Source organism: Nostoc sp. C117 (assembly GCF_043099735.1).
Taxonomy (GTDB): domain Bacteria; phylum Cyanobacteriota; class Cyanobacteriia; order Cyanobacteriales; family Nostocaceae; genus Nostoc.
The window spans coordinates 3,733,807-3,759,934 of the sequence record NZ_CP170991.1 but is presented as its reverse complement, the minus strand read 5'-3'; the positions used below and the strand labels follow the sequence as shown (position 1 = coordinate 3,759,934).

20 protein-coding genes are annotated in these 26,128 nt (G+C 40.2%); 7 read left to right on the top strand and 13 right to left on the bottom strand.

What is annotated here, in order from left to right:
• Window positions 1-68 precede the first annotated feature (68 nt).
• From ACFG4S_RS16210 to ACFG4S_RS16200, 3 genes are all read right to left on the bottom strand, one after another.
• Window positions 69-884, bottom strand: a complete 816-nt coding sequence (locus tag ACFG4S_RS16210; protein WP_392535760.1) for an SDR family NAD(P)-dependent oxidoreductase — start codon at window positions 882-884, stop codon at window positions 69-71.
• Between the two features lie 227 nt (window positions 885-1,111).
• Complete coding sequence (locus tag ACFG4S_RS16205) at window positions 1,112-2,314, bottom strand: AAA family ATPase (RefSeq protein ID WP_392535759.1); 1,203 nt, start codon at window positions 2,312-2,314, stop codon at window positions 1,112-1,114.
• 295 nt (window positions 2,315-2,609) lie between these two features.
• On the bottom strand, window positions 2,610-3,161 hold the full coding sequence (locus ACFG4S_RS16200) for a Chromate resistance protein ChrB (protein ID WP_392535758.1): 552 nt from the start codon (window positions 3,159-3,161) through the stop codon (window positions 2,610-2,612).
• 411 nt (window positions 3,162-3,572) lie between these two features.
• Here ACFG4S_RS16200 and ACFG4S_RS16195 point away from each other — a divergent pair, with 411 nt between their 5' ends.
• Window positions 3,573-4,202, top strand: coding sequence for a cation diffusion facilitator family transporter (locus ACFG4S_RS16195; protein ID WP_392535757.1), 630 nt, complete (start codon window positions 3,573-3,575; stop codon window positions 4,200-4,202).
• A 31-nt stretch (window positions 4,203-4,233) separates the two neighbouring features.
• On the opposite strand, the gene ACFG4S_RS16190 is transcribed toward ACFG4S_RS16195, so the two are convergent.
• The 3 genes from ACFG4S_RS16190 to ACFG4S_RS16180 form a co-directional block, all read right to left on the bottom strand.
• Window positions 4,234-5,100: a calcium-binding protein gene (locus tag ACFG4S_RS16190; protein WP_392535756.1), complete on the bottom strand. Its 867-nt coding sequence runs from the start codon at window positions 5,098-5,100 to the stop codon at window positions 4,234-4,236.
• A 43-nt stretch (window positions 5,101-5,143) separates the two neighbouring features.
• Window positions 5,144-6,412, bottom strand: a complete 1,269-nt coding sequence (locus tag ACFG4S_RS16185; RefSeq protein WP_392535755.1) for a glycosyltransferase family 4 protein — start codon at window positions 6,410-6,412, stop codon at window positions 5,144-5,146.
• Window positions 6,413-6,641: 229 nt separating this feature from the next.
• Window positions 6,642-6,818: a hypothetical protein gene (locus ACFG4S_RS16180; RefSeq protein ID WP_392535754.1), complete on the bottom strand. Its 177-nt coding sequence runs from the start codon at window positions 6,816-6,818 to the stop codon at window positions 6,642-6,644.
• Here ACFG4S_RS16180 and ACFG4S_RS16175 point away from each other — a divergent pair.
• Complete coding sequence (locus ACFG4S_RS16175) at window positions 6,817-7,548, top strand: DUF429 domain-containing protein (protein WP_392535753.1); 732 nt, start codon at window positions 6,817-6,819, stop codon at window positions 7,546-7,548. The two genes, ACFG4S_RS16180 and ACFG4S_RS16175, sit on opposite strands and share 2 nt — an antisense overlap.
• A 63-nt stretch (window positions 7,549-7,611) precedes the next feature.
• Here ACFG4S_RS16175 and ACFG4S_RS16170 read toward each other — a convergent pair whose 3' ends face one another.
• From ACFG4S_RS16170 to ACFG4S_RS16160, 3 genes are all read right to left on the bottom strand, one after another.
• Window positions 7,612-8,478, bottom strand: a complete 867-nt coding sequence (locus tag ACFG4S_RS16170) for an Rpn family recombination-promoting nuclease/putative transposase (RefSeq protein ID WP_392535752.1) — start codon at window positions 8,476-8,478, stop codon at window positions 7,612-7,614.
• Window positions 8,479-8,632: 154 nt separating this feature from the next.
• Entirely contained in the window at window positions 8,633-11,197 is a 2,565-nt protein-coding gene (gene glgP / locus ACFG4S_RS16165; RefSeq protein WP_392535751.1) for an alpha-glucan family phosphorylase, read from the bottom strand.
• A 697-nt stretch (window positions 11,198-11,894) separates the two neighbouring features.
• Window positions 11,895-12,218, bottom strand: coding sequence for a hypothetical protein (locus ACFG4S_RS16160; protein ID WP_392535750.1), 324 nt, complete (start codon window positions 12,216-12,218; stop codon window positions 11,895-11,897).
• A gap of 645 nt (window positions 12,219-12,863) precedes the next feature.
• On the opposite strand from ACFG4S_RS16160, the gene ACFG4S_RS16155 reads away from it, so the two are divergent.
• The 4 genes from ACFG4S_RS16155 (at window position 12,864) to ACFG4S_RS16140 (ending at window position 17,859) form a co-directional block, all read left to right on the top strand.
• Window positions 12,864-13,001, top strand: a complete 138-nt coding sequence (locus ACFG4S_RS16155) for a hypothetical protein (protein ID WP_174707946.1) — start codon at window positions 12,864-12,866, stop codon at window positions 12,999-13,001.
• A 752-nt stretch (window positions 13,002-13,753) separates the two neighbouring features.
• Window positions 13,754-14,443: a DapH/DapD/GlmU-related protein gene (locus ACFG4S_RS16150; protein ID WP_392535749.1), complete on the top strand. Its 690-nt coding sequence runs from the start codon at window positions 13,754-13,756 to the stop codon at window positions 14,441-14,443.
• A 455-nt stretch (window positions 14,444-14,898) separates the two neighbouring features.
• Window positions 14,899-15,015 carry a photosystem II reaction center protein I gene (locus ACFG4S_RS16145; protein ID WP_206263044.1) on the top strand — a complete coding sequence of 39 codons (117 nt, stop codon included), beginning with the start codon at window positions 14,899-14,901 and terminating at the stop codon, window positions 15,013-15,015.
• 195 nt (window positions 15,016-15,210) lie between these two features.
• Window positions 15,211-17,859 (top strand): DUF3769 domain-containing protein, encoded by a 2,649-nt coding sequence (locus ACFG4S_RS16140; protein ID WP_392535748.1) that lies wholly within the window; start codon window positions 15,211-15,213, stop codon window positions 17,857-17,859.
• Between the two features lie 396 nt (window positions 17,860-18,255).
• On the opposite strand, the gene ACFG4S_RS16135 is transcribed toward ACFG4S_RS16140, so the two are convergent.
• The 4 genes from ACFG4S_RS16135 to ACFG4S_RS16120 form a co-directional block, all read right to left on the bottom strand.
• Entirely contained in the window at window positions 18,256-19,767 is a 1,512-nt protein-coding gene (locus tag ACFG4S_RS16135; protein WP_392535747.1) for an ATP-binding protein, read from the bottom strand.
• A gap of 10 nt (window positions 19,768-19,777) precedes the next feature.
• A complete protein-coding gene (locus ACFG4S_RS16130) occupies window positions 19,778-22,576 on the bottom strand; it encodes a PAS domain S-box protein (protein ID WP_392535746.1) in 2,799 nt (932 codons plus the stop codon).
• 649 nt (window positions 22,577-23,225) lie between these two features.
• Window positions 23,226-24,758: a SagB/ThcOx family dehydrogenase gene (locus ACFG4S_RS16125; RefSeq protein ID WP_392535745.1), complete on the bottom strand. Its 1,533-nt coding sequence runs from the start codon at window positions 24,756-24,758 to the stop codon at window positions 23,226-23,228.
• 68 nt (window positions 24,759-24,826) lie between these two features.
• On the bottom strand, window positions 24,827-24,901 hold the full coding sequence (locus ACFG4S_RS16120) for a hypothetical protein (RefSeq protein WP_392535993.1): 75 nt from the start codon (window positions 24,899-24,901) through the stop codon (window positions 24,827-24,829).
• Window positions 24,902-25,063: 162 nt separating this feature from the next.
• Between ACFG4S_RS16120 and ACFG4S_RS16115 the strand changes: the two genes are divergently transcribed.
• Window positions 25,064-25,900, top strand: a complete 837-nt coding sequence (locus ACFG4S_RS16115) for an alpha/beta fold hydrolase (RefSeq protein WP_392535992.1) — start codon at window positions 25,064-25,066, stop codon at window positions 25,898-25,900.
• Window positions 25,901-26,128: the final 228 nt, after the last annotated feature.

Genomic DNA, 26,128 nt, shown 5'->3' with positions numbered 1-26,128 from the left:
AGCATCTCCAAGAGTTGCGTACACTGTATTGCAACCTTCTGCCTCCTGCCTCCTGCCTCCTGCCTTCTTTAGCTTCTAGATTTTTTCAGTTCGTGCATACTTCTGACAACTTTGGTTACCAAACTTCTTGGTGTAAATCTGACACTTTCAGTCAAAATTTTATTTCTCATACCAGGAACGACAACAGTTTTATTTGCCATTAAGCCACGATAACCAATTTTAGCAACGGTTTCTGTATCCATCATTCTGTTAACGCTAGCAATTTTGGAGTCTTCCATTGCAGCTGTTTGTTGAAATTCTGAAGCGGTGGGTCCTGGACAAAGAACAGTTACACTCACACCTGTATCTTGTAATTCATTGGCGATCGCTTCTGAAAATGATAACACATAGGCTTTAGTAGCGAAATAAACCGCCATTAAAGGGCCTGGTTGAAAAGCAGCAGCTGAAGCAACATTTAATATTTTTCCATAGTCTTGCTCGATCATATCTTTGAGGAACAACTTAGTTAAATGAGTCAGAGTCACCATATTTACCTGTAACATTTTCAGTTCAGTAGTGAGGTCTGTTTCACTAAATGCTCCGTAAGTACCAAAGCCAGCATTATTTATCAACACATCAATCTTGATGGATGCTTGCTGTAGTTCTGTAAAAATTTCTTCTGGAGATGTTGATATAGATAAATCTTTGGCAAAAGTTTTGACAAAAATATTAAATTTTTGTGGCAATTCATTTGCTATTTCAGCCAGCTTTTGTTCATTCTTGTCTACTAATACAAGATTGTAATTATGGCAAGCAAAAATCTGTGTAAATTGGTAGCCTATTCCACTTGCTGCTCCAGTAATCAGAGCAGTTTTTTGGTGTCGATTTTTTGATGTTGTATTCATTAAAATCGAGAATTTGAGTTAATTAATTGAAGTGCAGTAATATATAATTGACTATATTATTCTCAAATATAAAAATATGTATCTATATAAACAGTTAATCATTTGCGAATAATAAAATCCCCGAATGATTAGAAAAATCGGGGGTCTGTGGCTTGAAATTTTCTAACGAAAATAAACAGAGATTCTCACTGATAATTTCTCTGTATTTTTATTTCTAAAAAACCACTTTATACAAACAATTGCGTAAACTCATACATTAAATCCACCCTACCTTTACGTAACATGGCTGGATCTAATCTTTCAGTAGTATTGCAAGTCATCAAGACAACTAACCGTTGCTGCATCTGAATACCAGAGTCATCAATTACGCTTTGATACAAAGTCCCATCTAACAAACTTAAAATGTGTTCAGTTTTGTTATTATATTGCGCTACTTCCGAAGCACGATTTTGGGCTAAATTATCAGCTTCGTTAATCACGATACAAATTCGCTCTAAGTAAGTGGGTGGGACAAAGTTAGCGATCGCATCATGATCTAAAATGAAAATTACAAAACCTAAAGGTACAAGAATTTCTTTTGCTACTGCTTGTGTCCAGGCTGTTTTACCTGTCCCTGGTTTTCCATGCACAACAACCGCTAACTGATTTTGATTCAGAATTGCTTGCTGTACAGAATCAGTAAAGTTTTGTAAATCTGCTGGAAATGTCCGAATGGGAAATTGACTGTGAACTTTACCTACACGACTTTGATATCCGCTCAGCATCACTGCTAAGTCATAAGTTGCTTTGTTAATTAATGGTGCTAAATTTCTCGCCATTAAAGTATATTGTCGTCGTCCGCGATCGTAGGGGTCAATTTGCAACCAAACATCATATTGAGACCAGTAAGCATAAACAGTATTAATTACGTCTAAGCGTTCCCAGCTAAAAAATTTTTCTACAGGAAAATAAAAGTCTCTTTCTGAATAATATTGAGTAATAATGTCAGGACGAGCCAACAAATGTAAAACTCGCATTATAGTAATTTCTTGCAGTCGGTTGAGAACGTAATCAATGGGAATACTGCTACGACTGACAAATTGAACTATGGGCGTTTCGGTACTCAAAACATCTTTATAGCGATGATCTGGTGATAGAGGATCTGGCGTGATGTAATTCCAAAATTTTTCAACTTCGTAGCGCGTATTCTCAGATACAACATTTAATAAATTTGCCCACCAAGCATAATTATTTCGTCCTAAAATATCAGCAATATTACTTGCTAAATTCAAACTTTTTTGAGTTAATTCCCGTGAGTCATTAGATAATAATGTGCATAAAAAGCCCAAGTCCAATTCTCGCTGAAACGGTCGCCAACCGCTAGCAAGTAAGCTTTGACGAGTGTTATTCCCAGGAGTGCCATCATTATTTCTAAAATAGTCAAAATCCATATTTGTTTAGTTATGCAGCATTATCGAGTTATTTTGTGCGGAAGTAGAAGATTTTGAAAAACTTTTCTCGTAATATAAACCAATTGTCTGGAAGTCGCCAGTGCTGAAATGCGATCGCATTTGCCGTTTACGAAGTCGCTGAAATCGATTTTGAGACAGCAATTGTTATTTCGCCGATCTCTGGAGTTTCAAGACACTCGCTAAGAAAACGGCAATCGCCGACCTTATGCATCAATTATTACAGCTTGTAGCAAAAGCTGACGCCTACGAGGAGAAATATGTTCTGCGATGTGTATTAATTATCCAAGTTTGCTGGCTGTGTCTCATACATTTGCTGGCTGAAGGCCTGGAAATCTTGCTCACAAGCTTTCAGAGCCTCCATTGCTTGTGTATATTTCCCTGGAACCTCAAATAGATCGCGTTCCCAAATCTTAGACAGCCAAGAGCGAAGCTTTGCCAATTCCACTTCATTTTCATCCAATTCTGCAAAGGTAAGATTATGTATCTCCCGTTCATGACTTAGTTCGTTGTGAAAATCTTGGCAACGCCCTAAAAACTCCTGATACTCTTGTGCTGCTTGCTGCTGAAATCGCTTAATCAACATAGCGTTTTGCTGAGGATGGTCAATTGCCACAGTCAGTAAGTCCGCCTCACCCCCACTTTCTAAAATATCTGTCTTTAACTCTTCCATCTGATGCTGTAAATCTTCCCTCTGAGGCAGAACACAGACTGACTGTTGCAAATAAAGTCCTCCCCAGCCTTTGAGCTTACGCCATATATAGACCCGTTTTGTTGAGGGTTGAGTCGGTACACGATATATCAGCAAGTTCCAAAATTTTTGATTCATCAAATTTGTTTGCAACAAGTGTTGCTTTCAGTGGTGACTACAGTTAAGATTTTAATGTAACAGACGTTGCATTTAGAGCTACTTTGCTTTCTTAAGCAACTGTAAAGAATTGCGATAAATCTAAGTTATTTCTATGAATGTAGGTGTGTTTGCAATACTTGTCGGTTAAGGGGAAAAGGGGAAAGGGAAAGAGGAAAGAAAAAACCTTTAACCTTTACCCTTTAACCTTTACCCTTTAACCTTTACCCTTTACCCTTTAACCTTTAACCTTTACCCTTTAACCTTTACCCTTTAACCTTTACCCCAAACCCAATTCCGAGTTAAAAATGCAAAACCCGAGCAGTATTGGGTGTGTTTGTGGCTGCCTATTTAACACGTTTAACAAAACTGTTTTTAGGAGGATGAAAAACGATGGAAGAAATCAGCAATCTACCCAAATCGGAACGAGAACTAAGAGCAGCTAACAAACTTCTTAGGCGGGGACTTCTCCTCGAATACCTAACTTTAGGTTGGAATGTTGTTGGTTCCATAATTGTTATTCTGTCAGGAATGGAAGCCAATTCCATTGCGTTGGTTGGATTTGCTTTCGACTCTTTGATTGAAATTGGTGCATCAATGATTGTCATTTGGCAACTAATGGGAGTTTCTCAACGACGGGAAAAACAAGCCCTACGCTCAATTGGTACAGGATTTTTTGTGCTGGCAACATATATTTTGACTCACTCTTTAGAGACGCTGTTAGCGCAAGTGCATCCGAGCCAATCAATAATAGGTATTGCGTGGCTGGTGGCAACGTTCATTGTGATGCTATCGCTCGCTTGGGGGAAGGAGGTAACAGGCGAAAAGCTAGGTAATTCAATTCTCAAAGCGGAAGCTCGCGTTACTGTCATAGATGCCTATCTAGCTGGTTCAGTTTTAGTTGGCTTACTTCTAAATACGTTCTTTGGCTGGTGGTGGGCTGATCCTATTGCCGGACTCGTGATTGTTTTCTATGGCTTCAAAGAGGGCTGGCACGCTTGGGTTGAAAGCAGTCATTTGTAGAGTTATATTTACTATTGTCACACACATAGATTTACCTTTGTGCCAAACCTACCTGTCCTCCAATTAGCCCCAAAAAACCTGTTCCAAAGTGCTGAATCTCCAAAAAACTTGCTTGTTCTGACGACGTTTTATAAATTTGGAATGTCTTCATAATTCCTAAAGTTGCGGCACTTTCTAGAGCGCCAACAAAACTCGTATCTCGGTCGAGAAAATAAGGTTGATTAGCCCATTGAGCCATCTGATTTGCATTTAAAAAATAGCAGCCTGCGTGGGGATTAAGCGCAGGATTAAATGTAATTGGTGTATTCATAATTGTACCTTTGAGTTGCTGTTGTTCCTGCACATTTTGAAAGGGAGCAGTTACTCGCAAAGCCAAATCTCCATCAATATAAGCTTTTTGAACCAACCCATTAGGGGAGATTTCATAACGATTTGGTTGAAGCAAATTTAAGTCGCCTGTTTGTTGGGTAAACCAGTTTAATTTTATAAAAAACCAAGGATCGTGGATGATTAAATCATCTTCCAGAAAACAGTAGTAATCATATTTACCGAGACTACTTTGCAGAATAGCTTGACATTCAAATCCTAAAAGCATAGGTTCTACATTGGTAGAATGATGCCTATAAAAATGGGATGGTACAGAAAGCTGATGCAAAAGATGATTATTTTGGGTTGTACAAATAACAATATCTAATTCGTGAGATTGTGGTTGATTAGCAGGGAAAGCTAATCGTTGAGCAATGTTAATGATACTTTGAGATTTACCAAATAACTGATGCAAAGCAGTAACACTTTTAGCTAACGCCTCCAAACGGGGTTGGGGATCTTTGCGTTGGGAAGCATGACGACCATCATTGCTAGGTTTGAAAAAATGGGCAATAGTAAAAATAATTCGCATTTTCAATGTTATTTGTCATTTGTGAATGCCGAGTATTTAATAGTTAATTTGCACTAAATCCTTTATAAATTTTAGAACTTTGGCGCTTTTTCAAACTATCAGAACTTTTACTAGCTAACATCCATTGCAAATGCTGTGGTAGTAGTTTTGCCACATCATAATGTTTGAGAATTGTCGCTCGCGCGTTAGTACGAATTGCATTCATTTCCTGAGGATGATTCAGTGCCTCCTCAACCCTATTAGCAATATTCTCAGGAGAAAAGAAATCTACTAGTAGTCCATTTACCCCATCTTTTATGACCTCTAAAACTGGTGCAGTCTTAGAAGCTATTAGTACACATCCTATTGACATAGCTTCTAACATTGACCAAGATAAAACAAAAGGACGCGTTAAATAAATATGAGCCGAAGAAGCTTGTAATACCTGAATATATTCATGATAAGGTAGGCTATTTGTAAAGTGCAGTCTTGATAAATCTAAAGATAATTTTTCGAGCATTAATTGTTTATAAGTTTTCCCATCGGGGAGGTTTTTACCATAAGCAACTCTATCTTCTCCGACAACTACTACATGGCACTTAGGTCTTCGCTGTTGAATTATTGCTACTGCTTCCATAAACTGAGGAAAACCTCTATAAGGTTCCATTCCCCGTCCGACATAAGTTACTAACTCTTCTACATGAGAAAGGTCGAGATTGATTCTTGGTAAAACTAACTTTGCGCCTGGTTTGGGAGCAAAGAATTTGGTGTCAATGCCATCGTGAAATACAGTGATTTTGTTATGATATTCTTTAGGAAACTGTTGGCGCTGCCAATTAGTAGGAGAAAGACCGCGATCGCAGCTATATAAATCAGTTAAAATCGGCGCATTTTTCACGCGAATTCGGCAGACATCATCAGCATTTAGTGGTTCGTTGGGATCAAAATCTGCATCGGAACCATGAGCATGGTAAAACCACTCGAAATAACATAACAATTCTGCTTTGGGAAAAACATCTTTCATAAACAAAGTCGGTCCCCAACCAGAATGACCATAAATTATATCGGGAACGAAACCGTCAGCTTTTAAATTTTCAGCTATGCGATAGACGGCTTGACCAGTGAGGACAGCATTTTCTAGATTGCGAACGTAGTGGTGGGTTTGGGGAGCAGCTTCACGAGAAGGAGTGTAGATAGCTTTATTAACACCAGCTATTTCTCCTTCACGACGATTTGTAGCAAAGACAACTTTGAAATTATTATCCTTACCCAAATACATGGCTAGATTGCGAAATTGGGCGGGAAAATTGGGATGTAAAAATAAAATCTGCATAGGAATAATCTGGATTTACTTATTGTGAGATAAAATAAAACAGAATTCAGAATATTCTACCCATAAAGGAATACAATTTTAACAAGGGAAAATATTGAACATTAGTTTCGCTTATTAGCCGTGCGTGAATTTTTCAACCAAAATCCATCGCCAGTTGCATATAAATCATACTCAATTATGACTCCTAACTCCTAAATTTTTTTCATAAATTAAGACAAGCTTTTTTAAATTATAAGATTATTTGCGATAATTTTTGGCAATGAAATTTAGCTAAACTGAATTGTTCTTGAATACTCAACGCTTCCAACTGGTTACGGGCGTTTCGCCCCGTAACTTCTAATAGCAGTGTTTTCGTCAACCGTTGCTGCAAAATGCGAAAATAATCGGAAATTAGTGCGATCGCCATGAAATTTATTGGTATTGATTTAGGCTGGAAATCCCAACCAAGTGGACTATGCTGCTTAGAATGGATAGATGGACAACTGCAACTAGTCGATTTAGACCGTAAAGAAGCCATTGCAGACATCTTCGACTGGATCGATCGCACTGTCAAACCAAACGAACCAGCCATCATCGCCGTAGATGCACCCACCCTCATACCCAATGACAATGGAAGTCGCCTCCCCGACAAACTCACTCACAAATACTTTGGTAAATATCACGCCGGCTGTTACCCAGCTAACAAAAACCTACCCTTTGCCGATCGCACCGTCAACTTCGGCTTAGAATTAGAATCACGCGGCTATCTACACGCACCCACCATCGAACCACAAAAACTCGGCAGATATCAAATAGAAGTTTTTCCCCACCCAGCAATCGTTAACCTATTTAACTTAGAACGCATCCTCAAATACAAAAAAGGCCGCCTTAGCGATCGCCGCTTAGAACTAATCAAACTCCAAAACTATCTCCTCGATGTCCTCTCATTTTTCTCTCCTCCTCTGCGCCTTAGCAGTTCGTTTATTCTGGAAATTCCCACCACAGGCGCAGCCCTCAAAGCAACCGAAGATAAACTAGATAGCCTAGTTTGCGCTTACGTTGGTGCATACTGGTGGTATTGGGGAGAACAACATAATTTGGTATTAGGCGATCGCACCACAGGCTACATTGTCATTCCCCAAAGAATTTTAGCTTAAAATGAGCGAGCATCCGAATATATCAACTTCCAGACGATGGCGATCGCAACTGTGGTGCTTATCCTAACTTTGAAGTGCTTCTAACCAAAAAAGCAAATCAGCCAAGCTGATAAAATCAAGCAATGCTTCACCCAGATTTTCTAATTGTTCTGACGAGAGAGTTTCAATAGATTCACATATATCTTGAGGTAATTCTCCTACCCGTCTTTGTAGTAATCGGAAAATGAGCGATCGCTCTCCCTCAATTCGTCCTTCTTCTCGTCCTTCCTCTCGTCCCTCTTCCTTAATTTCTCTATAAACTCTCGTTTCTTTAAGCGTTATTCCTAACATCTGTTCTACCTCCGCTCGGCTTAATTGTTCAAATTTGTACACTAAGATTGTGGTTACTAACTCAATTATGGCGCGACTTGCAGTTTCTGACTCCTCAACAGAGGAACGCTCAATTAAATATCTAGCCTCGGAGGGCGCAAGTTCTTCTTCTACCGTAGTTAATACCATCAATGCCACCCACACAGGTAAGGAGCGAATATTTCCCAATTCATTTAGATAAACCCGATGTACCTGGTTACCATTGAGTTGATTTCGATGAGGATAAATATCACTTTGTTCAATACTGCGGGATGGGTAAATTATCACTGCTTGCCAATCACTAAATCTGTCACGATTGCGGTAGAAATATAAAGATGATTCTGCAAATACCCTTTCATAAAGCCTTTCATCCTTCTGGAATTGTACCTCACAGAAATACACAATACCCGGACTTGCATTTTCTGGTGGTAAAAATACCCCATCGATTTCAAATTTCGGTTCTTTGACAGCGACTGAATCAAATCGATAAGCTTCTGCATTTGTTGGAGGATTTGTTAATAGTTCAAATAGCAAAGCCGGGGATTGTTGAAATAGTTTGTAAAATATAGAATCTCGACGCATTTGGATTTTGAATTTTGGATTGTAAATCGCTTTGTGTATACGGGTTCTGTGAATCAATGTGTCGCAATCGTTTTTTCAATTGTCTTATAAAAGGCGTTGCTAAAATTAAATCAGCAACGCCTTTTATTTTGTATTCAAAAACTATTTAGTAGTCTTATTCTGCCCAAGCAATTAACCTTGGTTCATAGGGATTAGCTAGGTTTGGATTTTTCGGCAATACCCGCAAAGACAAACCTTGTAAACCAGAAGCGGTGTAGGTAATATTTGCTGTGTAAGTACTCAATTGCTGTGCATCTTCGCCTTGGTAATCCATCACTACTGGTATAGCGTTGACAATATCACCATTGGCATCGATCGCACCTTGATACAACTCCACTTGCACATCATCATTGGTCAAAGTTGCTAAGTCAACTTTGGCTTTGACAGCAACGGTTTGGTTCACTTCAATGTCTGAAGGTGTGGATACGTCAATATCTTTGATTCTGATATTAAACCAGTTTTCGCCGAGTTTTTCTTTCCAAGCAGCTAGTTCTTTCGCTGGGCCATAGTTATCAACGGTGAGGGTATGATAGCGATCGCTAGCTGGGAAATAAGCTCTTTGTGCATACTCCCCCACCATCCGCGCTGTATTAAAGAAGGGACAATTCAAGCGAATTGCGTCCTTCATTTTGGCAACCCAGGGACGGGGTAAGCCATCACTATCCCGATGTTCATAAAATAGCGGTACAACTTCCTTTTCTAACAACTCATAGAGAGCGTTTGCTTCTACTTCATCTTGGTAGTTGGGATCGTCGTAGTTTTCTCCGTGTCCAATTGCCCAGCCTGTGCGAACATAATCAGCTTCATCCCACCAGCCATCTAGTACACTTAAATTTGGCAATCCATTCATAGAGGCTTTCATGCCACTAGTACCAGAAGCTTCTCGTGGACGACGTGGTGTGTTTAACCAGATATCGCAACCCGCCACCATCAACCGGGAAATATGAATGTCGTAATTGGGAACAAACACTACTTGTTTTTCTAAGTGCTGTTCGTGGATAAAGTGATTAATGTCGCGGATCAGTTCTTTTCCAGGAATATCTTTAGGATGTGCCTTACCAGCAATTACGAATTGTACTTTCCGGTCTTTGTTAGCGAGCAAAAGCTTCTTAATGCGTTCTATATCACGCATCCAAAGGGTAGCACGTTTGTAGGTGGCAAAACGACGGGCAAAGCCAATGGTAAAAGCGTAAGGATCTAAAACTTCTTGTGCTTGGACAATTTCAGAGGCGGAAGCGCCGCGATCGCGCAAATGCTTCACCAAATGCTCTCGCACATACAAAACCATGTCTAAGCGACAGCGTTCGTGATTTCGCCACAATTCTTCATCGGGTATGGCGTCCATCCGCTCCCACAATGGGCTATCTACTGGTGCTGATGACCAATTTGGACCCAGGTAGCGATCGTATAACTCTTGAGTTGATTTAGCAACACAACTCCGAGCATGAACACCATTAGTAATGGCGGCGATCGGTACTTCTTCTACTGGCACTTTCTGCCATAAGCCCTGGAACATTTGCCGCGATACCACGCCATGCAATTGTGCTACACCGTTCGAAAATGTTGCCATCTTCAGCGCCAGCACCGCCATACTAAAAGGTGCAGATAAATCGCCTGTGTTCTCGCGCCCCAGTCCTAAAAACTGCTCTTTGGGCAACCCAAATATTTCTGCATAGTACCCCAGATAGTACAACATTTTGTCAGGAGCGAACAAGTCAATTCCTGCTGGTACTGGTGTGTGGGTGGTAAAGATATTGCTAGAAGCCACCACTTGTTTAGCTTGGGCATAATTCAGTCCCTCTTCCTGAATCAGCAAGCGGATGCGCTCTAAGGCAGAAAAGGCGGCGTGGCCTTCATTCATGTGGTAGGCGGTAACTTTCAGCCCCAATGCTTTAAGCATTTGCACACCACCGATCCCCAGCATAATTTCCTGGTGGATACGCATATCAATGTCGCCACCATACAGCTGATCTGTGATGTCGTGGTCGTAAGTATTGTTGGGTTCAATGTTGGTGTCCAGCAGATACAGGGGCACTGTTCCTACCTGGACGCGCCAAACTCTGGCATATACCTTGCGTCCTGGATAATCTACCGCAATCCGTAGTTCTGAACCATCGGCATTGCGCTCCAAATGCAAGGGCATATTATAGAAATCGTTGAGCAGGTAGCGTTCTTGCTGCCAGCCATCGGCATTGAGATACTGGGCAAAGTAGCCTTGCTGGTAGAGTAAACCTACACCTACAAGCGGTAAGCCTAAGTCACTAGCAGATTTGAGGTGATCCCCCGCCAGAACGCCCAAGCCTCCAGAATAAACGGGTAAACAATCTACAAGTCCAAATTCAGCCGAAAAATAGGCGTAGCATTCTTTTGGTTTGTGTTCGCGTTGTTTCTGATACCAGGTGCGCTCTTGCAAATAATCTTCTAACTGACGGTTAGCTCGATCCATTTGGGCTAGGAAGCCTTCATCTTCGACAACTTCCAAAAGCCGCAACTGAGAAATAGTACCTAGCATCAACACGGGGTTATGATGGCTAGATTCCCACAGGTCTGAGTCTAAGCGACGAAATAAATCTTTAGTCTCAACGTTCCAATCCCAGTGTAAGTTATATGCCAGCCGCCGTAGTGGTTCGAGTCGGGGCGGCAGTGAAGGAGATACGTTGAATGTACGAATTGGCTGCATAGGTTGGCAAAACTCCAAGTTTAGCTATGGTTATTGTTTACTCTCTTTACCAATGTTGCCAATTCTTTATACTGTAAGTTTGTGAAAAAGCGATGACTTTGTTAAGCATTGAGAATTCTTTTAACTCGTTCCTCAGGTTGATACCAAGGTGTTTTTAATTCTACGCGTTACTAGAAGCCATGTACTTGGTATATTAGAATTTAATCATTTACTGGTATGTATGACTTAAGAAAAATCTAGTTTTGAGTAATAATTTATATTTATTTTATTATTGATTTCGGGGATCAATTTTCAAGTCTTAGTTAAGGTGGAAAATTTCTTATAGATTTCTGGTAATCAGGAAAAATTTAATTATTTTTTAATATAATCATCGTCAATTATATGCATAACCATGCGTTGGTTAACCTTGATTGAAGGTTATAAAATTGCATGACATTGTTTCACAAAACTCTACCAAGCGCTTAACCAGAAAAAGCGATGCCTACCGCGGGCTACGCCTACACCAACTAATTAGTATTAAAAATCGATCTAGTAAGAGAAAAATAACTTTATTTAATATAGTATATTTACAGAAAAATGAAGTACATAACGATTCGTCTTCAAGCTAGGTAGAAAACCTGTTTCACTTTCCAATCCTGACACTTTTGGGAAGCGGAGCGTCTCCGGCTCCGCTTGTGAACTCTGCTTTAATGTTACTTTATGCACCTAATGAAGGTTGATCTTTAGTATTTTTTGACATTGTAAGAGCTATGGCTGCGGCATAAGCAATCTCCGCCGCCATTTGATAAGCAAGTTTGATACTTGATGAAGCGTCTTTAGCTTTAGGAGAGGGGGAAACTTTTTTCCGGCGCGACTCTTGCTTGACATCACCCGCCATAACAGATCGCTGTAATATAATCCAGGCGTCTAGGTCTTCTGAATCATAATTACTTTGCATCAGCGATCGCATTTGGTCTTCGGCTACAATACTCAAATAGCCGTTAGCTAGAGCTTCTTGTACTATTTCTTTAATTAAAGCCATAATTTGAATCAAGTGTGTGAGTTAAAACCAATACCTCAAATTCGGCATTGTGATGTTGCTTTGTGAACTTCTCCCGGAAACTAAGCTACGTTTTAGCTTTCAATAAAATTTATAACAACCAATACCAACAACGCATCACCCGCTTGGCTCACCCAAATGGGTGATTTACAAATTTTTAGATAAACGAAGAAGGAAATTTTTCGTTTTTTAGCTTTTTCACTAAGAGGGTGTCATTAAGTATAGTAGATATCATTCTAAAATTAACGCCTAATTATAAATTTATTTGGATAAGCAACGGTATAAATATCAACAAAAAGCCAATAAACTGGTATATAAAGTAAATTGCTGTTTAATGAGGGGCTAAGACCATGTTTTCAAAGTCTTAGATCTCCCCAACCATCTTGCCTGTCCACGCAAGTAAATTCAGGAATCAAATCGGATTATTATACAAATGTTATCTTCACGATCGCTCTCGTAAAAAAATTAGCCAACTATCATCATTATCATCAGTAAATAACCGGAAAATAAACTTAAATTTCATAATATTGCTCCATTAAAAATAAAATGTGTTATCGTTAAAAGCAATTGTCATTAAAAGCCATTCATCTAATTAAAAGTGTGAATTGCTTAGTCTGTAAATCATCTGTGTGCAACATGATTGGAGCAGCATACTCTAGAAATTCGTTGCAAGAAAGCCGTCATAGCAGTCGGGGAAGCGCTTACTTGTTTGCACCGATGGTTAACTTCAATGTGATGGCTGATGTGGGAGATAATCCCCCTTAATTGGATTTTATTTGGGCATAAGTACCCATCAAAATCCAACAATAATTACATTATTCTGCTAGACAAAAGTTTTCTCTAGTCTTTTATAAATAGTCTAGTTAAATGTATTTTTGTTGCAAAATCGCTTGTGGAAGTGAGTTGTTTCAAAACAGTAAAACTGCCTGAGAGGAAATAGCCTTCAGGTAAACAACTCTATTATTAGTTGCGTCACAAGCTTTTCAAATTTGCGAAATAGTCGCTTATCTAAATCAGCAAATATTCCCATCAGATAATTTATCTAGTCTGATATTTGACTCTGTAATGCACTGATATTCTTTTGTTAATTCAGTCTCTTAAAAAAGAAGCAAAATTTTACTTAATTTAAGTAGTATAAATGCTTCTAGTAACTAAGATCAATTCTGTATGAAGATGTAAATAATAAGACCAGCTAAGAGTCGCCCTTACAAGGTGGATGTCATAGCCAGAGGTTAAATTGATGCAGCTTCACAAAGAAACGGTATTTGACAATTGTGTATATCAATTGCGTAATTCTACCACAGCAAAATTAAAGAATTACTCGCATAGTCAAAGTCAGACTCTGGTTTTTCCCAATTAGGAAAACAATCTAAAAATATTGGGAAATACAGGTAATACCTCAAATCTGAATCAGGTATTAAGACATACCAAAACTACTGGTATGCGAAAAAAATTAGGATACAGCCCAAAAAAAGTGCCAAACCGTCAACAACAATTGATTGAAGAGATATGTAACCATGCCTAACGAGCAATATTTATCAAAATTGCAGCGATCGCAAGAACTTGTCGTAACTACTATTTTAGGAGATATTCCTACACTCATTCTGGGGCCAAAGTTGCGTAATTTGGGGTATCGTAGTATTTTTGCCAAAATAGGCAGCCCAGTTTATATTCAAAATGGCGTGGAATTTAACGGTACTTCTTGTATTGAAATTGGCACTGGAGTATATATTTTCAAGGGTGTACGGATGAATGCTAGAGGACATAAAGATAATAGAATTCATCTAGGAGATAGAGTCGCTATTGAACGTAACGTTGATATAGGGTGTTTGGAAAATACGTATATACATATTGATGAAGACACCTTTATTGGTCCTAACGTATGTATTGAGGGGCCAGGAAACATTAAAATTGGCAAACACTGTATGATTGCTGCTCAGTCAGGAATATATGCTAATAATCATAATTTTGCCGATCCAATGGAGCCAATGAAATACCAAGGTGTCACTCGCAAGGGAATTGTAATTGAGGATGACTGTTGGCTAGGGCATGGAGTAACGGTATTAGATGGTGTTACCATCGGTAAAGGTAGTGTGATTGGTGCAGGAGCAGTTGTCAATAAAGATATTCCTCCTTTCTCCATCGCTGTAGGCATACCTGCACGAGTAGTAAAAAATCGAACTGGCAAGGATCTAGCAAAAAAATAGGGCAGAGGGGCAGAGGGGCAGAGGAGAGATTAATACTAACTCTTAACTCTTAACTCCTAACTCTTAACTCCTAACTCAGCACGGGCTAAACATTAGCTATCCGCTAACAGCACTCAGCACTCACAACTGGGCACTCCTGAAGGGCATTGAGCATGGCAACTACTCGCCCTAAGCTTTTTTTGGGAAACTTTTGCTATCAGTCAGCGTCACGATAATAGCCAGTCTCTGAGTTATGTTTCGGGGCATCTATCAAGTCAGAAAACTGAACATCTTGCACAACTTTCAAGAAACGTAGGCTAGGCACTGCCAGTCCCCAATCCCCAGTCCCCAATCCCTTCTCACCAAACTCGTCTCAAAAAGGGACGAGATGTGGGTAATATAAAGTAGCTACGTTTTCTGCATAGCAGATAATACTGAAAAAAAGCTCTCTTTGCATACCCGTTGGAGATATTTGTATGGTGACTTTAAAAATCGTTGTTTATATTGTTGTTGCCTTCTTCGTAACTATCTTCGTCTTCGGATTTTTGTCGAACGATCCAGCTCGTAACCCCGGTCGTCGGGACTTAGAGTAAAAGGCCGATCGCTCATCCGCGACTTTGGAAGGTGGAAGATACTAAACGCCAAGGAAACTTACTAGGCTAAAGTTAGTAAGTTTCCTGCTTCAGGTAGCTTGCTACAGGTAGCAGAAGGCGACAGTCGGAAGGCAAAATATATATTCATCCTTCCGTCCGTCATTTGGCTGTTTGTTAGCTCGGTTTTGCTCAAATATGCTTCATCCTGTTCTGCCACCCGATCCGCCTCCGATTCTCGAACCTTTACAACCTGCCAATCCCATCTCATCTGTTAGTGATGTAAAGTCTGCTTCAGGTGTCAAAATTGGACAGCTTTTAAATACAAATAAATCCAAGCATCCTCAGGATTTGGGTCATTTGGCGATCGCAGGTGACACCAAGAATTATCATCAATTATCAACTCCCTTCAAATCAACTGGACATCAGTTGGCAGTCGGCGAAACTTCATCTGCACCGGAACCACCAAAAACTCTACCCCCAGAATTTTCTCCCCTCACCACCTCAAAAAGTGCAGCACTTTTGGGACAGTCTTTGGAAGTTGGTTTTCCTCGACAGGAAGTTAAAGTCTCGAATTTTGACGAGAAGGAAAATCCTGAGAAAATTCCAAGTGCCAGTTTGGGGCAATGGCTCTCCCCAGGGCAAACGCAACTTCAGCCGACACAGAGACTTGCAGATCAAGAATCTCAAGCATCTCAAGAAGTTCAGGAGCGATCGCCAAATTCCAACTCTACTAGTAAAGAAAAATTGACCTTATTCGATCCTAACTCAAGCGATCGAGTATCCCCGCGTCCTCCTGTTCCTGCATCTCCCCCAGTTCTTTCTCCACCAAGTTCTCAATCAACACAAAATTTAATCCAATTCAAGTCTCGCAACCCTACAAAGGAACTGTCTGCGCCCATAACCGTAGAATTCAATTCTCAAATCCAAGCCGCAGCACCTACGCCACAAGGCCAATCATCAGGTATAACTGCACCAGCTAGCACCCCACCAGCCGCCCCAAGAATTGTAGAAGTCACCTCAGATCGCCAAGAGTATGACGAGCGACGGCGAATTATTACGGCTGTTGGTAATGTCGTTGTGCGATTTGATGGGGCGGTGGTGGATGCCGATCGCTTACAAGTCAGTTTGGACAACTTAATTGCTGCGGGGGAAGGCAATGTAACTCTCACACGGGGAGATCAGATCCTCCGAGGACAACGTTTTACCTACAACTTTGTCCAAGATAGTGGAGAAATGCTAAATGGTAGAGGAGAAATTTACGTACCCTCAGCTCAAACAGATTTTGCTTTCTCGTCCACAGATATAACAGCTGGTAGAGTACCAAAACGTCCGCCAAGCGATCGCATTAGAGCCAATCAGCCCCTTTCCGGAGTCAGTAGCCCTGGAGGATTCGATCTGACAATTGGTGGTCAAGCAAATGCTAGCAACATCCCAGCACCAAAAGCCGGAGGTGCAGTTAATCGGCTGAGATTTGAAGCCGAACACATTGACTTTTATCCCCAAGGCTGGCAAGCAAGGGATGTCCGCATCACCAATGACCCTTTTTCACCGCCAGAACTAGAGTTACGTGCAGATAAAGTGACTCTGACGCGGGAGACACCCTTAGTAGACCGTATTCGGACACAGCGACAACGTTTAGTATTCGATCGAGGACTCTCCTTACCAATTCCGGTGGATGAACAGAAGATTGACCGTGGCGAGCGGGATACTTCGCCCTTTATCGTCTCTCCCGGCTATGATGGAGAAGATCGGGGTGGTTTATATGTTGAGCGTGCTTTTTCACCGATCGATACAGAGCAGACACGCTGGACAGTCACCCCCCAGTTATTAGTACAAAGAGCTGTGCAAGATGGGACGAGTGACTTAGGCGCACTGTTTGCTGTAAAAACAAAGATAAATTCTGTTTTGAGTCCACGAACTATAGTTCAGGGTACTGGCGAGTTAACCAGTTTTAACTTGAACAAGGTGGAAGACAATTTGCGGGCGAATTTGTCATTGCGCCAGACATTAGGCGATCGCCTTCCCCATATCTTGAATCTGCAATATAATTACCGCGATCGCCTCTACAACGGCACCCTTGGCTATCAAACCGTGCAAAGTAGTTTTGGTGGTCTGATTACCTCTCCTGTAATTCCTTTAGGCAAGAGTGGCATCAACCTCAGCTATCAAGGCAGCGCTCAGTATATCGATGCCAACACCGATCGCCAAGACTTATTACAACCACAGCGCAAAAACGATCGGATCTCATTAGGTCGTCTACAAGGCAGTGCTGCCCTTAGTACTGGCATATTATTGTGGAAGGGAAAACCATTACCACCCACAGCCACAGAGGGTTTAAGATACACAGCTACCCCTGTGGTTCCTTATTTGCAAGCGATCGCTGGCGTCACAGGCACTACCAGTTATTACACTAATGGCGATAACCAAAGCACCCTAATTGGTACAATTGGCTTACAAGGGCAAATTGGTCATTTTTCTCGACCCTTTTTCGACTATACGGCCTTTAATATCAGTTATTCTCAAGGCTTAAATAACGGATTATCACCATTTTTATTCGATCGCTCCGTTGATAACACAGTATTGAGCGCTGGCATTACACAGCAAATCTATGGGCCTCTTCGCTTAGGCTTTCAAACCTCAATTAACTTGGATACAGGTAAAGAATCTAGCACCGACTACATTTTGGAATATAGCCGCCGCACCTATGGTATTACCTTGCGTTACAATCCGGTGTTAGAGTTAGGTGGCTTCACCATCCGCATTAGTGATTTTAACTGGAATGGCGGCGCCGATCCATTTTCTGATGTTAAGCCAGTGGTAGGTGGTGTACAACAAGATTATTAGTCATCAGAATTAATTGTGCTAGCAATATCATCCCTGATGTATGAAGAGAAAATGCACGCCCAATAGAATCAACTGTAAACTGCTCTGCTGCTCCAAATTCTAATTTGATAATATCTCCTCTCTAGCAGACGCTACGCGAACAGCATAGCAACTCTTAGAGACTTGCAGAAATTAAATCATTTAATTTTGGAGAGAAAACGATCGTTAGATTCTTCCTCCCATGCTTCCCCTGCTTGCCAAAGCGATAGGATATTTTTTTAGTTGGAATTACCTTAGAGAGGCTGCGTCAACGCTTAAAGCGAGTTATTGAGCGTTGATCGGTTTTCAAGCAATAACTGCCCTCTACCTCCTGCCTGACTTGATAAATTCTGACTTCTGAAGCTTACTACTAATGAATTATTCGGTCAACGATAATTCGGGATTTAAGGGCAAAATTATTGTGAATGTAGTACCAATACCAACTTGACTTGCAACACTGACTTTACCCCTGTGAGCATCAACGCACCTTTTAACAATTACTAACCCCAATCCGGTACCCTGAATTGATTGGACATTTGAGGCTCGGTAGAATGATTCAAAAAGTTGAGCTTGGTCTGCTTCCGGAATACCAATTCCTCGATCTCGAATATAAAAAATTGCAACTTTCTCCGTCGGATCGCATATTAAATCGAACTGAATATTGCCACCTGTGGGAGAATATTTAACTGCGTTGGAGAGTAGATTCCCAAACATATAATTTAAAAGCCGTTCATCCATCACAGCGGTAGTATTCTCGCTATGAGAAGTAAAAATAATTTCACTGGCACTATTTGTCACAGTAGAAAAATCTTCAATCATCTCTCTACAGAAGTGTTCTAAGTTAATTGGAGCCGGATTGTATAGGAGTTTTCCTGCTTCCGCTTGACCCATAAATAGCACTTCTTCCATCAGGTTGCTCATGGATTGCACAGCTCCTTGAATGCGCTTTAAATAGGTGCGTCTTTTTGCCTCTGTTAAATGTGTTCCTTGAAGTTCTATAAGTTCTACTGCCGTTTGAATAACTGTTAGAGGATTACGGAATTCATGAGATACTGTAGAGATAAATAAAGACTTGAGACGATTGAGTTCTTGCTCTTTTTCCAATGCCTGTTCTAGCAATTGTGTCTGACGCCGTTCGCTAAGATCCCAAAAAACAACAACTACACCATTTATCTGGTCAGATCCTCCCCTCAGTGGTGAAGCACTATCGCCAATTGGCACTCTTTTTCCGTCTTTAGTAATCAGAGAGGTGAATTCCCCTAAATAAACAACCTGTTGCTCCCGCAGTACTTTTGTCACTGGGTTTTCTAATGTAGCTTCTGTGACTTCATCAACAATATGAAAAACCTCTGACGCCTCATTGCCTAAAGCATCTTCTTGTTGCCATCCAGTTATTGCCTCCGCTGCGGGATTCATGAATGTCACCATTCCTCGATCGTCAGTGGCAATCACAGCATCACTCATTGAGTTTAAAAGAGTTGCTAAGCGATCTCGATTCTCTCGCAGTTCACGTTCTAACTGATGTTTTAACAAACCGATTTCAATAGCTATTCTTAAATCTTTTGTCGTAAAAGGTTTAACAATATATCCAAAAGGTTGAGTAATTTTTGCTCGTTCTAAAGTATTTTCGTCACCATATGCCGTTAAAAAAATTACCGGAACATCTAATTGTTCGCGAATCTGAGTAGCGGCAGCAATACCGTCCATTTCACCTTTGAGGATAATATCCATTAATACTAATTCTGGCTGAGTTTCTGATGCTTTGGCAATGGCAACTTTCCCAGAAGAAGCTGTACCTGTAACAATGTAGCCTAATTGACTCAGCTGGCTAGCAATAGTTCTAGCCACAATCACTTCATCTTCGACGACTAAAATCCTAGCTTGACCCATTTGATATTTACTAATGCAAAGTTAACTGCGTGAATTGAATTTTGAATACTGTTCCATGATTGCGTTCTAGAGTGATATTGCCTTCGAGTTGTTCTGTAACCAAGTCGTATACTAACGAGAGACCCAAAGAATCAGTATTTTTCCAATCTAAATTATCTGGTAAACCGATCCCATTGTCTCGGATAGTCATCTCAATCCTATTATCAATATTGCGTAGAGCAATACTAATTTTGCCTAATTGTTCGTTAGGAAAAGCGTGCTTGAGGGCATTAGAAATTAATTCGTTGATCGCTAATCCACAAGCAATAGCTTGGTCAATATTCAAGCTAACTGGAGCTATATCAGTTTCTAAAGCAATTCTACCCGACCCTATTTGATAGGAAATTAGTAGGCTTGCTGCCAAATTATGGATATAGTCAGCAACATTAATTTCTCCAATATTAGCCGAAGTATATAAATTTTTGTGAATTAGAGAGATTGACTCAATGCGGTTTTGACTTTCTCGAAAAACTTTGATTACTTCGGGGTCTTTGAGTGTATGAGACTGGAGTTGTAATAGGCTGGAGACAATCTGCAAATTATTTTTAACTCGATGATGAACTTCTTTTAAAAGAACTTCTTTTTCAGCCAATGCACTTCTTAATTTCACTTCAGCTTTTTGTCTTTGAACAAGTTCAGTTTTAGCTTGTTCCAAGATACTGGATTGTTGAATGGCGATCGCCAATTGGACTGTAAGTTGATCGAGCAAATCTAATTGATTTTCCTCCCACTCACGGAAACGAGAGCATTGGTGAGCGATTAGTAAACCCCAAAGGTGAGAGCCAGGGTTTTGAGAGCTTACTTCTAGTAGAATAGGTACAACTAAATTTGCTTTGACTTCAAACTGTTCTAATAAGCGAATATGGCAATCAGCTAGTCCTGCTTCATAAATATTAGCGATCGCTCTTTTACGTCCTTGATGATACTCCACACCTGCACCTATTTGAAAACAAGTATCATGAATCTCTACGCCTAAAGAAACAGTCCATCCAGGCTCTACCGATTCTGCCATAATTGTGCCAATCATCTCTGGGTCAAACTGATAAACTACCACTCGATCGACTTTCAGCAAATCTCGCACTTCTTGAACTGTTGCATTCAGAATTTCTTGGAGATTCAAAGATTGACGAATCCTTTGAGCAACAGTTCGCATCAATTGCTCTCTCTCGGCTTGAGCTTTGAGAGCAAGTTCAGTTCGCTTACGTTCTGTGATATCTTGCCCAATACCGATAATTTGACCATTTGGAAGTTTAACATTAGCCCAAGAGGTATTCAGTAAATCACCATCTCCCATCTGAGTTATAAAGTCACCCCAATTACGTTGTGCAGACTGAATAAAATTAATTACATTTTGTCGATATTGCGGATTAGGATATAATGCTTCCAGCACATCACGAGTTTCTAAATCTTGGAATTTCCAACCTAAAATGCTTTCCCATTCTTGGTTTACCCACTGGAGTTTACCGTTGGGATTAATCAGTGCAATCATCAGCGGTATATTTTCAAAAATTAACCGCAAAAACTCATTTTGTTCTTGGAGTTTTGTTTCCGCGTTTTTGCGATGAGTTATATCATAAAATACTGTGAGAATTGCTGCTTCACCATTAAAATTTAAATATTGTAGGGAAGCGATTGCCCAAAAAGAAGTGCCATTTTCTCTTTTTAACTGAAGTTCATGATTACGAATAAATCCATGCTCATTGAGAGCTTCTAACAATGCTGTTAAGTCCGCTAAGTTATGGTAAAAATCTAATATTTTTTTGTGTTTATCTAAATCTACTATAGAAAACTCAAATGTTTTAACTAACTCTGGATTAGCATATAAAATTAACCCATCAGACACACGTGAAATAACTAATGGAACAGGAATGACCTCAGAAATTGCTCGAAATATAGCTTCACTTTCTTCAAGATTTCTTTCTAGTCGTTTGTGTTTTTTAACATCTTTTATATTAACTAACTGAGCTTTATGATTGGCATAATATATTGTATTTGATATAATTTCCACATCAATAATCTGCCCGTCTTTTCGACGATGCTGCCATTGTCCTGCAAAGTGTAAATCAGAAGATGCTTTTGCTAAAAATTCCACCATCATAGGCACATCTTCTGGAGGAGGAATATCAGTTATTCGCATTTGCAAGAACTCTTCTCGTGAATAGCCGTAGTGAACAACAGCAGCTTGATTCACATCTAAAAACCGCAGATTATTTTCATCAAATACCCACATAGGGTTGGGATTTTTAGAGAAAAAGAGATTGAAACTTTTTTGGCTATCATCAATAAATTTTTGCCGATGTAACTCTAAATATCTGATGACTTGTCGAGCTAACTGTTGTAAAGCTACTTGCTCCTTATGGCTCAAGTTTCGCACAGTAAAATCAATTACACTAAGACTCCCTAATGCAAAGCCATTTGAGGTAATTAGGGGAACTCCTGCATAGAACCGGAAATAATCATTTGATGTCACAAGGGGATTTTTTGCAACCCGTTCATCCTGCAAAGTGTCTGGGATAATTAATATTTGATTTTCTAAGATAGTATAACTACCAAAGGAAATGTTTCGAGGAACTTCCGATGTAGTTACTCCAATTTTCGACTTGAACCACTCCCGTTCTGCATCTACTAGACTAATTAGAGCGATTGGTGTTTCACAAAGGTTAGCTGCTAGTTGAGCTAGTTCATCAAAAACTTCTTCTGGAGGTGTATCTAAAATTTGATAGTGATTAAGTACTTCTAGACGTTGGTTTTCATTTTCAGGAAATAGCATCACACTTTGTATGAAAAAACTTTTTTTATACTTAATTTTGATATATTTTGATTCTAAAAAACCTAATTTAACTACTAAATTAGTATCCAATACGGTTCATTTAAGGGACACTGGCAAACATTTCGGGTTTTCGAGACGCGATAAATCGCCGTCTCTACAAGTCTTTTTGGCCTTATCTGAACTGTATTGAATTATTATCTAGATCTATACCATTCCTAAATCATTGGTAAAATCCTCTCTTTCTTCTTTATTCGTGTTCTTCGTGGTTCGTTAAAAAAGCAATTTTTACTAGGATGACTATAGTTATTTTATTGTTTTCAATTCACCAAAATCAATTTTATAATTAATCACTTAATTATAAAAAATTATAATTTGACTTGATAATGTTATTGATAAATATTAATTTTACTTGATTTTAAATAACTACTTGGGATTAATTAAACAAGTTTTATAAAAAAACAAACAATCTTCATCGGTACTATATACGTATTACATAATTGTTTGTAATACAAATAAATATCCTAAGGCTATTAACTTACAAAAGTAAACTTATATACAAAATATATTTACTGACACAGCTTTATACTAGTGAAATCTAATTGTAGAGCGACAGAGATTCTCTAATATCTCTGCCACTCTGGGGTTAGTTCTATCTTGGGCGTCCCAATGTAGTAATATATAAAACAGCTTCATCAGCGGGAATACCCAAAACTTCATTTACTTGGTCATCAAAGAAGCCACCGATACCGCTAACGCCTATATTTAGATGTATTGCGGCTAAATTAAGGCGTTGTCCTAAATGACCTGCATCAAGATGTAAGTAACGGTAAACGCGATCGCCATATTGAGCGATCGCAGCTTTCAGATCCGCCGTATGAAACAATACCGCTGCTGCATCTCGTCCTAATTCTTGCCCCAAGCAGAGAAAGTGTAACTCTCGCCGGAAATTTTTAAAGCGAATTTGGCGTAATTCTTGCGCTTTCGGTGCGTAATAATAACAACCCGCTTCCAGTCCTTTGACGCCACAAACAGCAATAAATGTTTCGATTAAATTCAGGTCAAAGTAATCTGGAGAAATATCTAAGCTTTGGTCGATGTAATTTTGCGGTTGATAGGTGAAATCGAGTAAAGCTTTTAGTTCATCTAAAGTTAAATCATCACCATTGTAGGCGCGGGTAGAACGTCGCTTGTACATCGTCATTTCTAATTCTGAAAGCTTTTCTCCCCAATCTATAGGCATAGTGGTAGTGGGAATTTTCAAACAGAAAGGAAAATTGTATTTATCCTCCAAAGATTTTTCTTGTTTGATAGTTGGTAGATTTAACTTGCCAGTTATACCTGGTTGAATCTGGGTATGTGAGTGGAAATATGACAGCAGTTCGCCATCGGGGATTTGCGGATAACTGGTTTCGGTGGCGGAAGGTAAAGCAGTACATCCCAATGGCAGATTTTGGTTGATATCTAATAAGTCTGCCAGAGGTAAGACAGCGATCGCACCTTCTTGTTGTGGATCGATATAAAGCAAATCATTTATCGATTCATCCACAAAACCGCCAATTAAGTGGGGGCGATAGTCAGTAATCGCACCAGCTAACTCGATATTACCCAAAAGATGCCCTGTATCCAGAAAAATCCGCCGATAAGCCCGATCTTCATAGCGCCACGCAGAACGATAGAAAACTGCCGTGACAATAATTGCCATCTGGGTATTTTCTAGAGAAGGATGCCAGAAACAAGCGGCTTGTAGAGCTTGCCAAACATTGTTTTCCCAATAATGCATCAGGGAATGAGTCCGACATTGGTAATTATACAATCCTGGTGGCAACAACGATGTACCACGAGAAACTAAGTACACCTCCGCCGGATACAACCCCCCTGCACTGGGAGCAGCACGTAAATACACCGCACTTCCCATAGAAGGCATTCTCGCCGTTAGCCCATAGCTGCGAAATAGCAGGCGCGATAGTCTTTGCCACCACTGAGCATCAGGATTATTAGCAAATTTATCTGGTTTTTCTTGAATATAGGGTTTGAGATCAAAAGTAGAGCCAATTTTGTATTCTTTGAAAGGCACTGGCTGCTTAGCCCAGTCTAACCTTTGATGCTTGGAGGCAAGAGTCTCAGGGTTATATTTAGTCCGTTCGTGGTAATGCTGAGCAATTGATTGGTGTAATTCTGGCATAGTACTTTCTATATCCTTGAGGCATTCTTATTTTTGATCTTGGCATTCATCAGTCTCATTGTTTCGTGTCAATTGGTACAATCCTCAGACTCACAAAGTGCTAATTGGTAACTGAATGGGGGATTGGGAAGATAAGCTTGAATGTTAAACCTCTGAGCTTTAACGTTGAACCTTTGAGCTTGAAACTTTCAGTTTTAACACTCCCCATGCCCAATCCCCTAATCCTAATCCCCAATCCCCAATCCCCCTTATTTCGCAGTACTATATAAACGCAAAACTATCTCTCCACAGGTGGATGTGTAATGATGCCTGTACGTCACACTTTATCAAAGCCTGATATCCAACTTTCTTATTTAGAGTGGAACCAAGGTCAAGAACCTTTACTGTTATTGCACGGGTTAGGCGATCATGCTCTTGTGTGGTCTGACTTGGGAGATTATTTGGCGGCAGATTACCACATAGTCGCACCAGATATGCGTGGACATGGCGAAAGTAGTAAGCCAGAGACAGATTATAGCTTTGAAAGTGCGATCGCAGACCTCGAAGCACTCATGGATCGTCTCGGATGGACTTTTGCCCATATTGTCAGTCACTCTTGGACGGGCAAATTAGCTGTCATTTGGGCAAGACAAAACCCAAAGCGTTTACGCAGTATGATTTTGATCGATCCGATTTTCATCTGGAAAATGCCCAGCCTTCTCCGGGTAACTTTTCCAACGTTGTATCGCTTCTTGCCTTTTCTCAAAAGTATGGGTCCCTTTGCCAGTCACAAAGAAGCCGAACAACAAGCACAGCAATTAAAGCAATATCAAGGATGGAGTCCTTTACAGCAGCAAGTCTTTCAAGCCGGAATTGAACAAAAACCCGATGGTAGTTGGGGAAGCAAATTTACTATAGCCGCCCGCGATGGAATTTTCGAGGCAGTAATGCAAGTGCCCGGTTTTACAATTCCCCTTCACACCCCTGCTCTCTTCATCCAGCCAGAACAAGGACTGAACCGCCAAAATTGGCAAATCCAACCCTACAAAACTCATCTGAAAAACTTACGTATTTGCCAAGTTCGTGGCAATCACTGGCCATTTTTGACACAACCAGAACCATTTAACCAGACCGTAGCAGCTTTCTTGGCAGAACAGAGATAGAAAATCTCATGATTATTACACGGGATTATCAGACAGCAACAGAAGAATTAAGAGAAGCGACATTTAGAGTGATTGGGCATAAGAGGCGGAGGGGAGGACAAGGGGAAAAGCGGACAAGGAGATAAACAAAACTCCTAACTCCCAACTCCTAACTCCCAACTCCCAACTCCTGACTCCCAACTCAGCACGGGCTAAACGCCCCGCTATCCATGTACAGCAAGGGCTAAA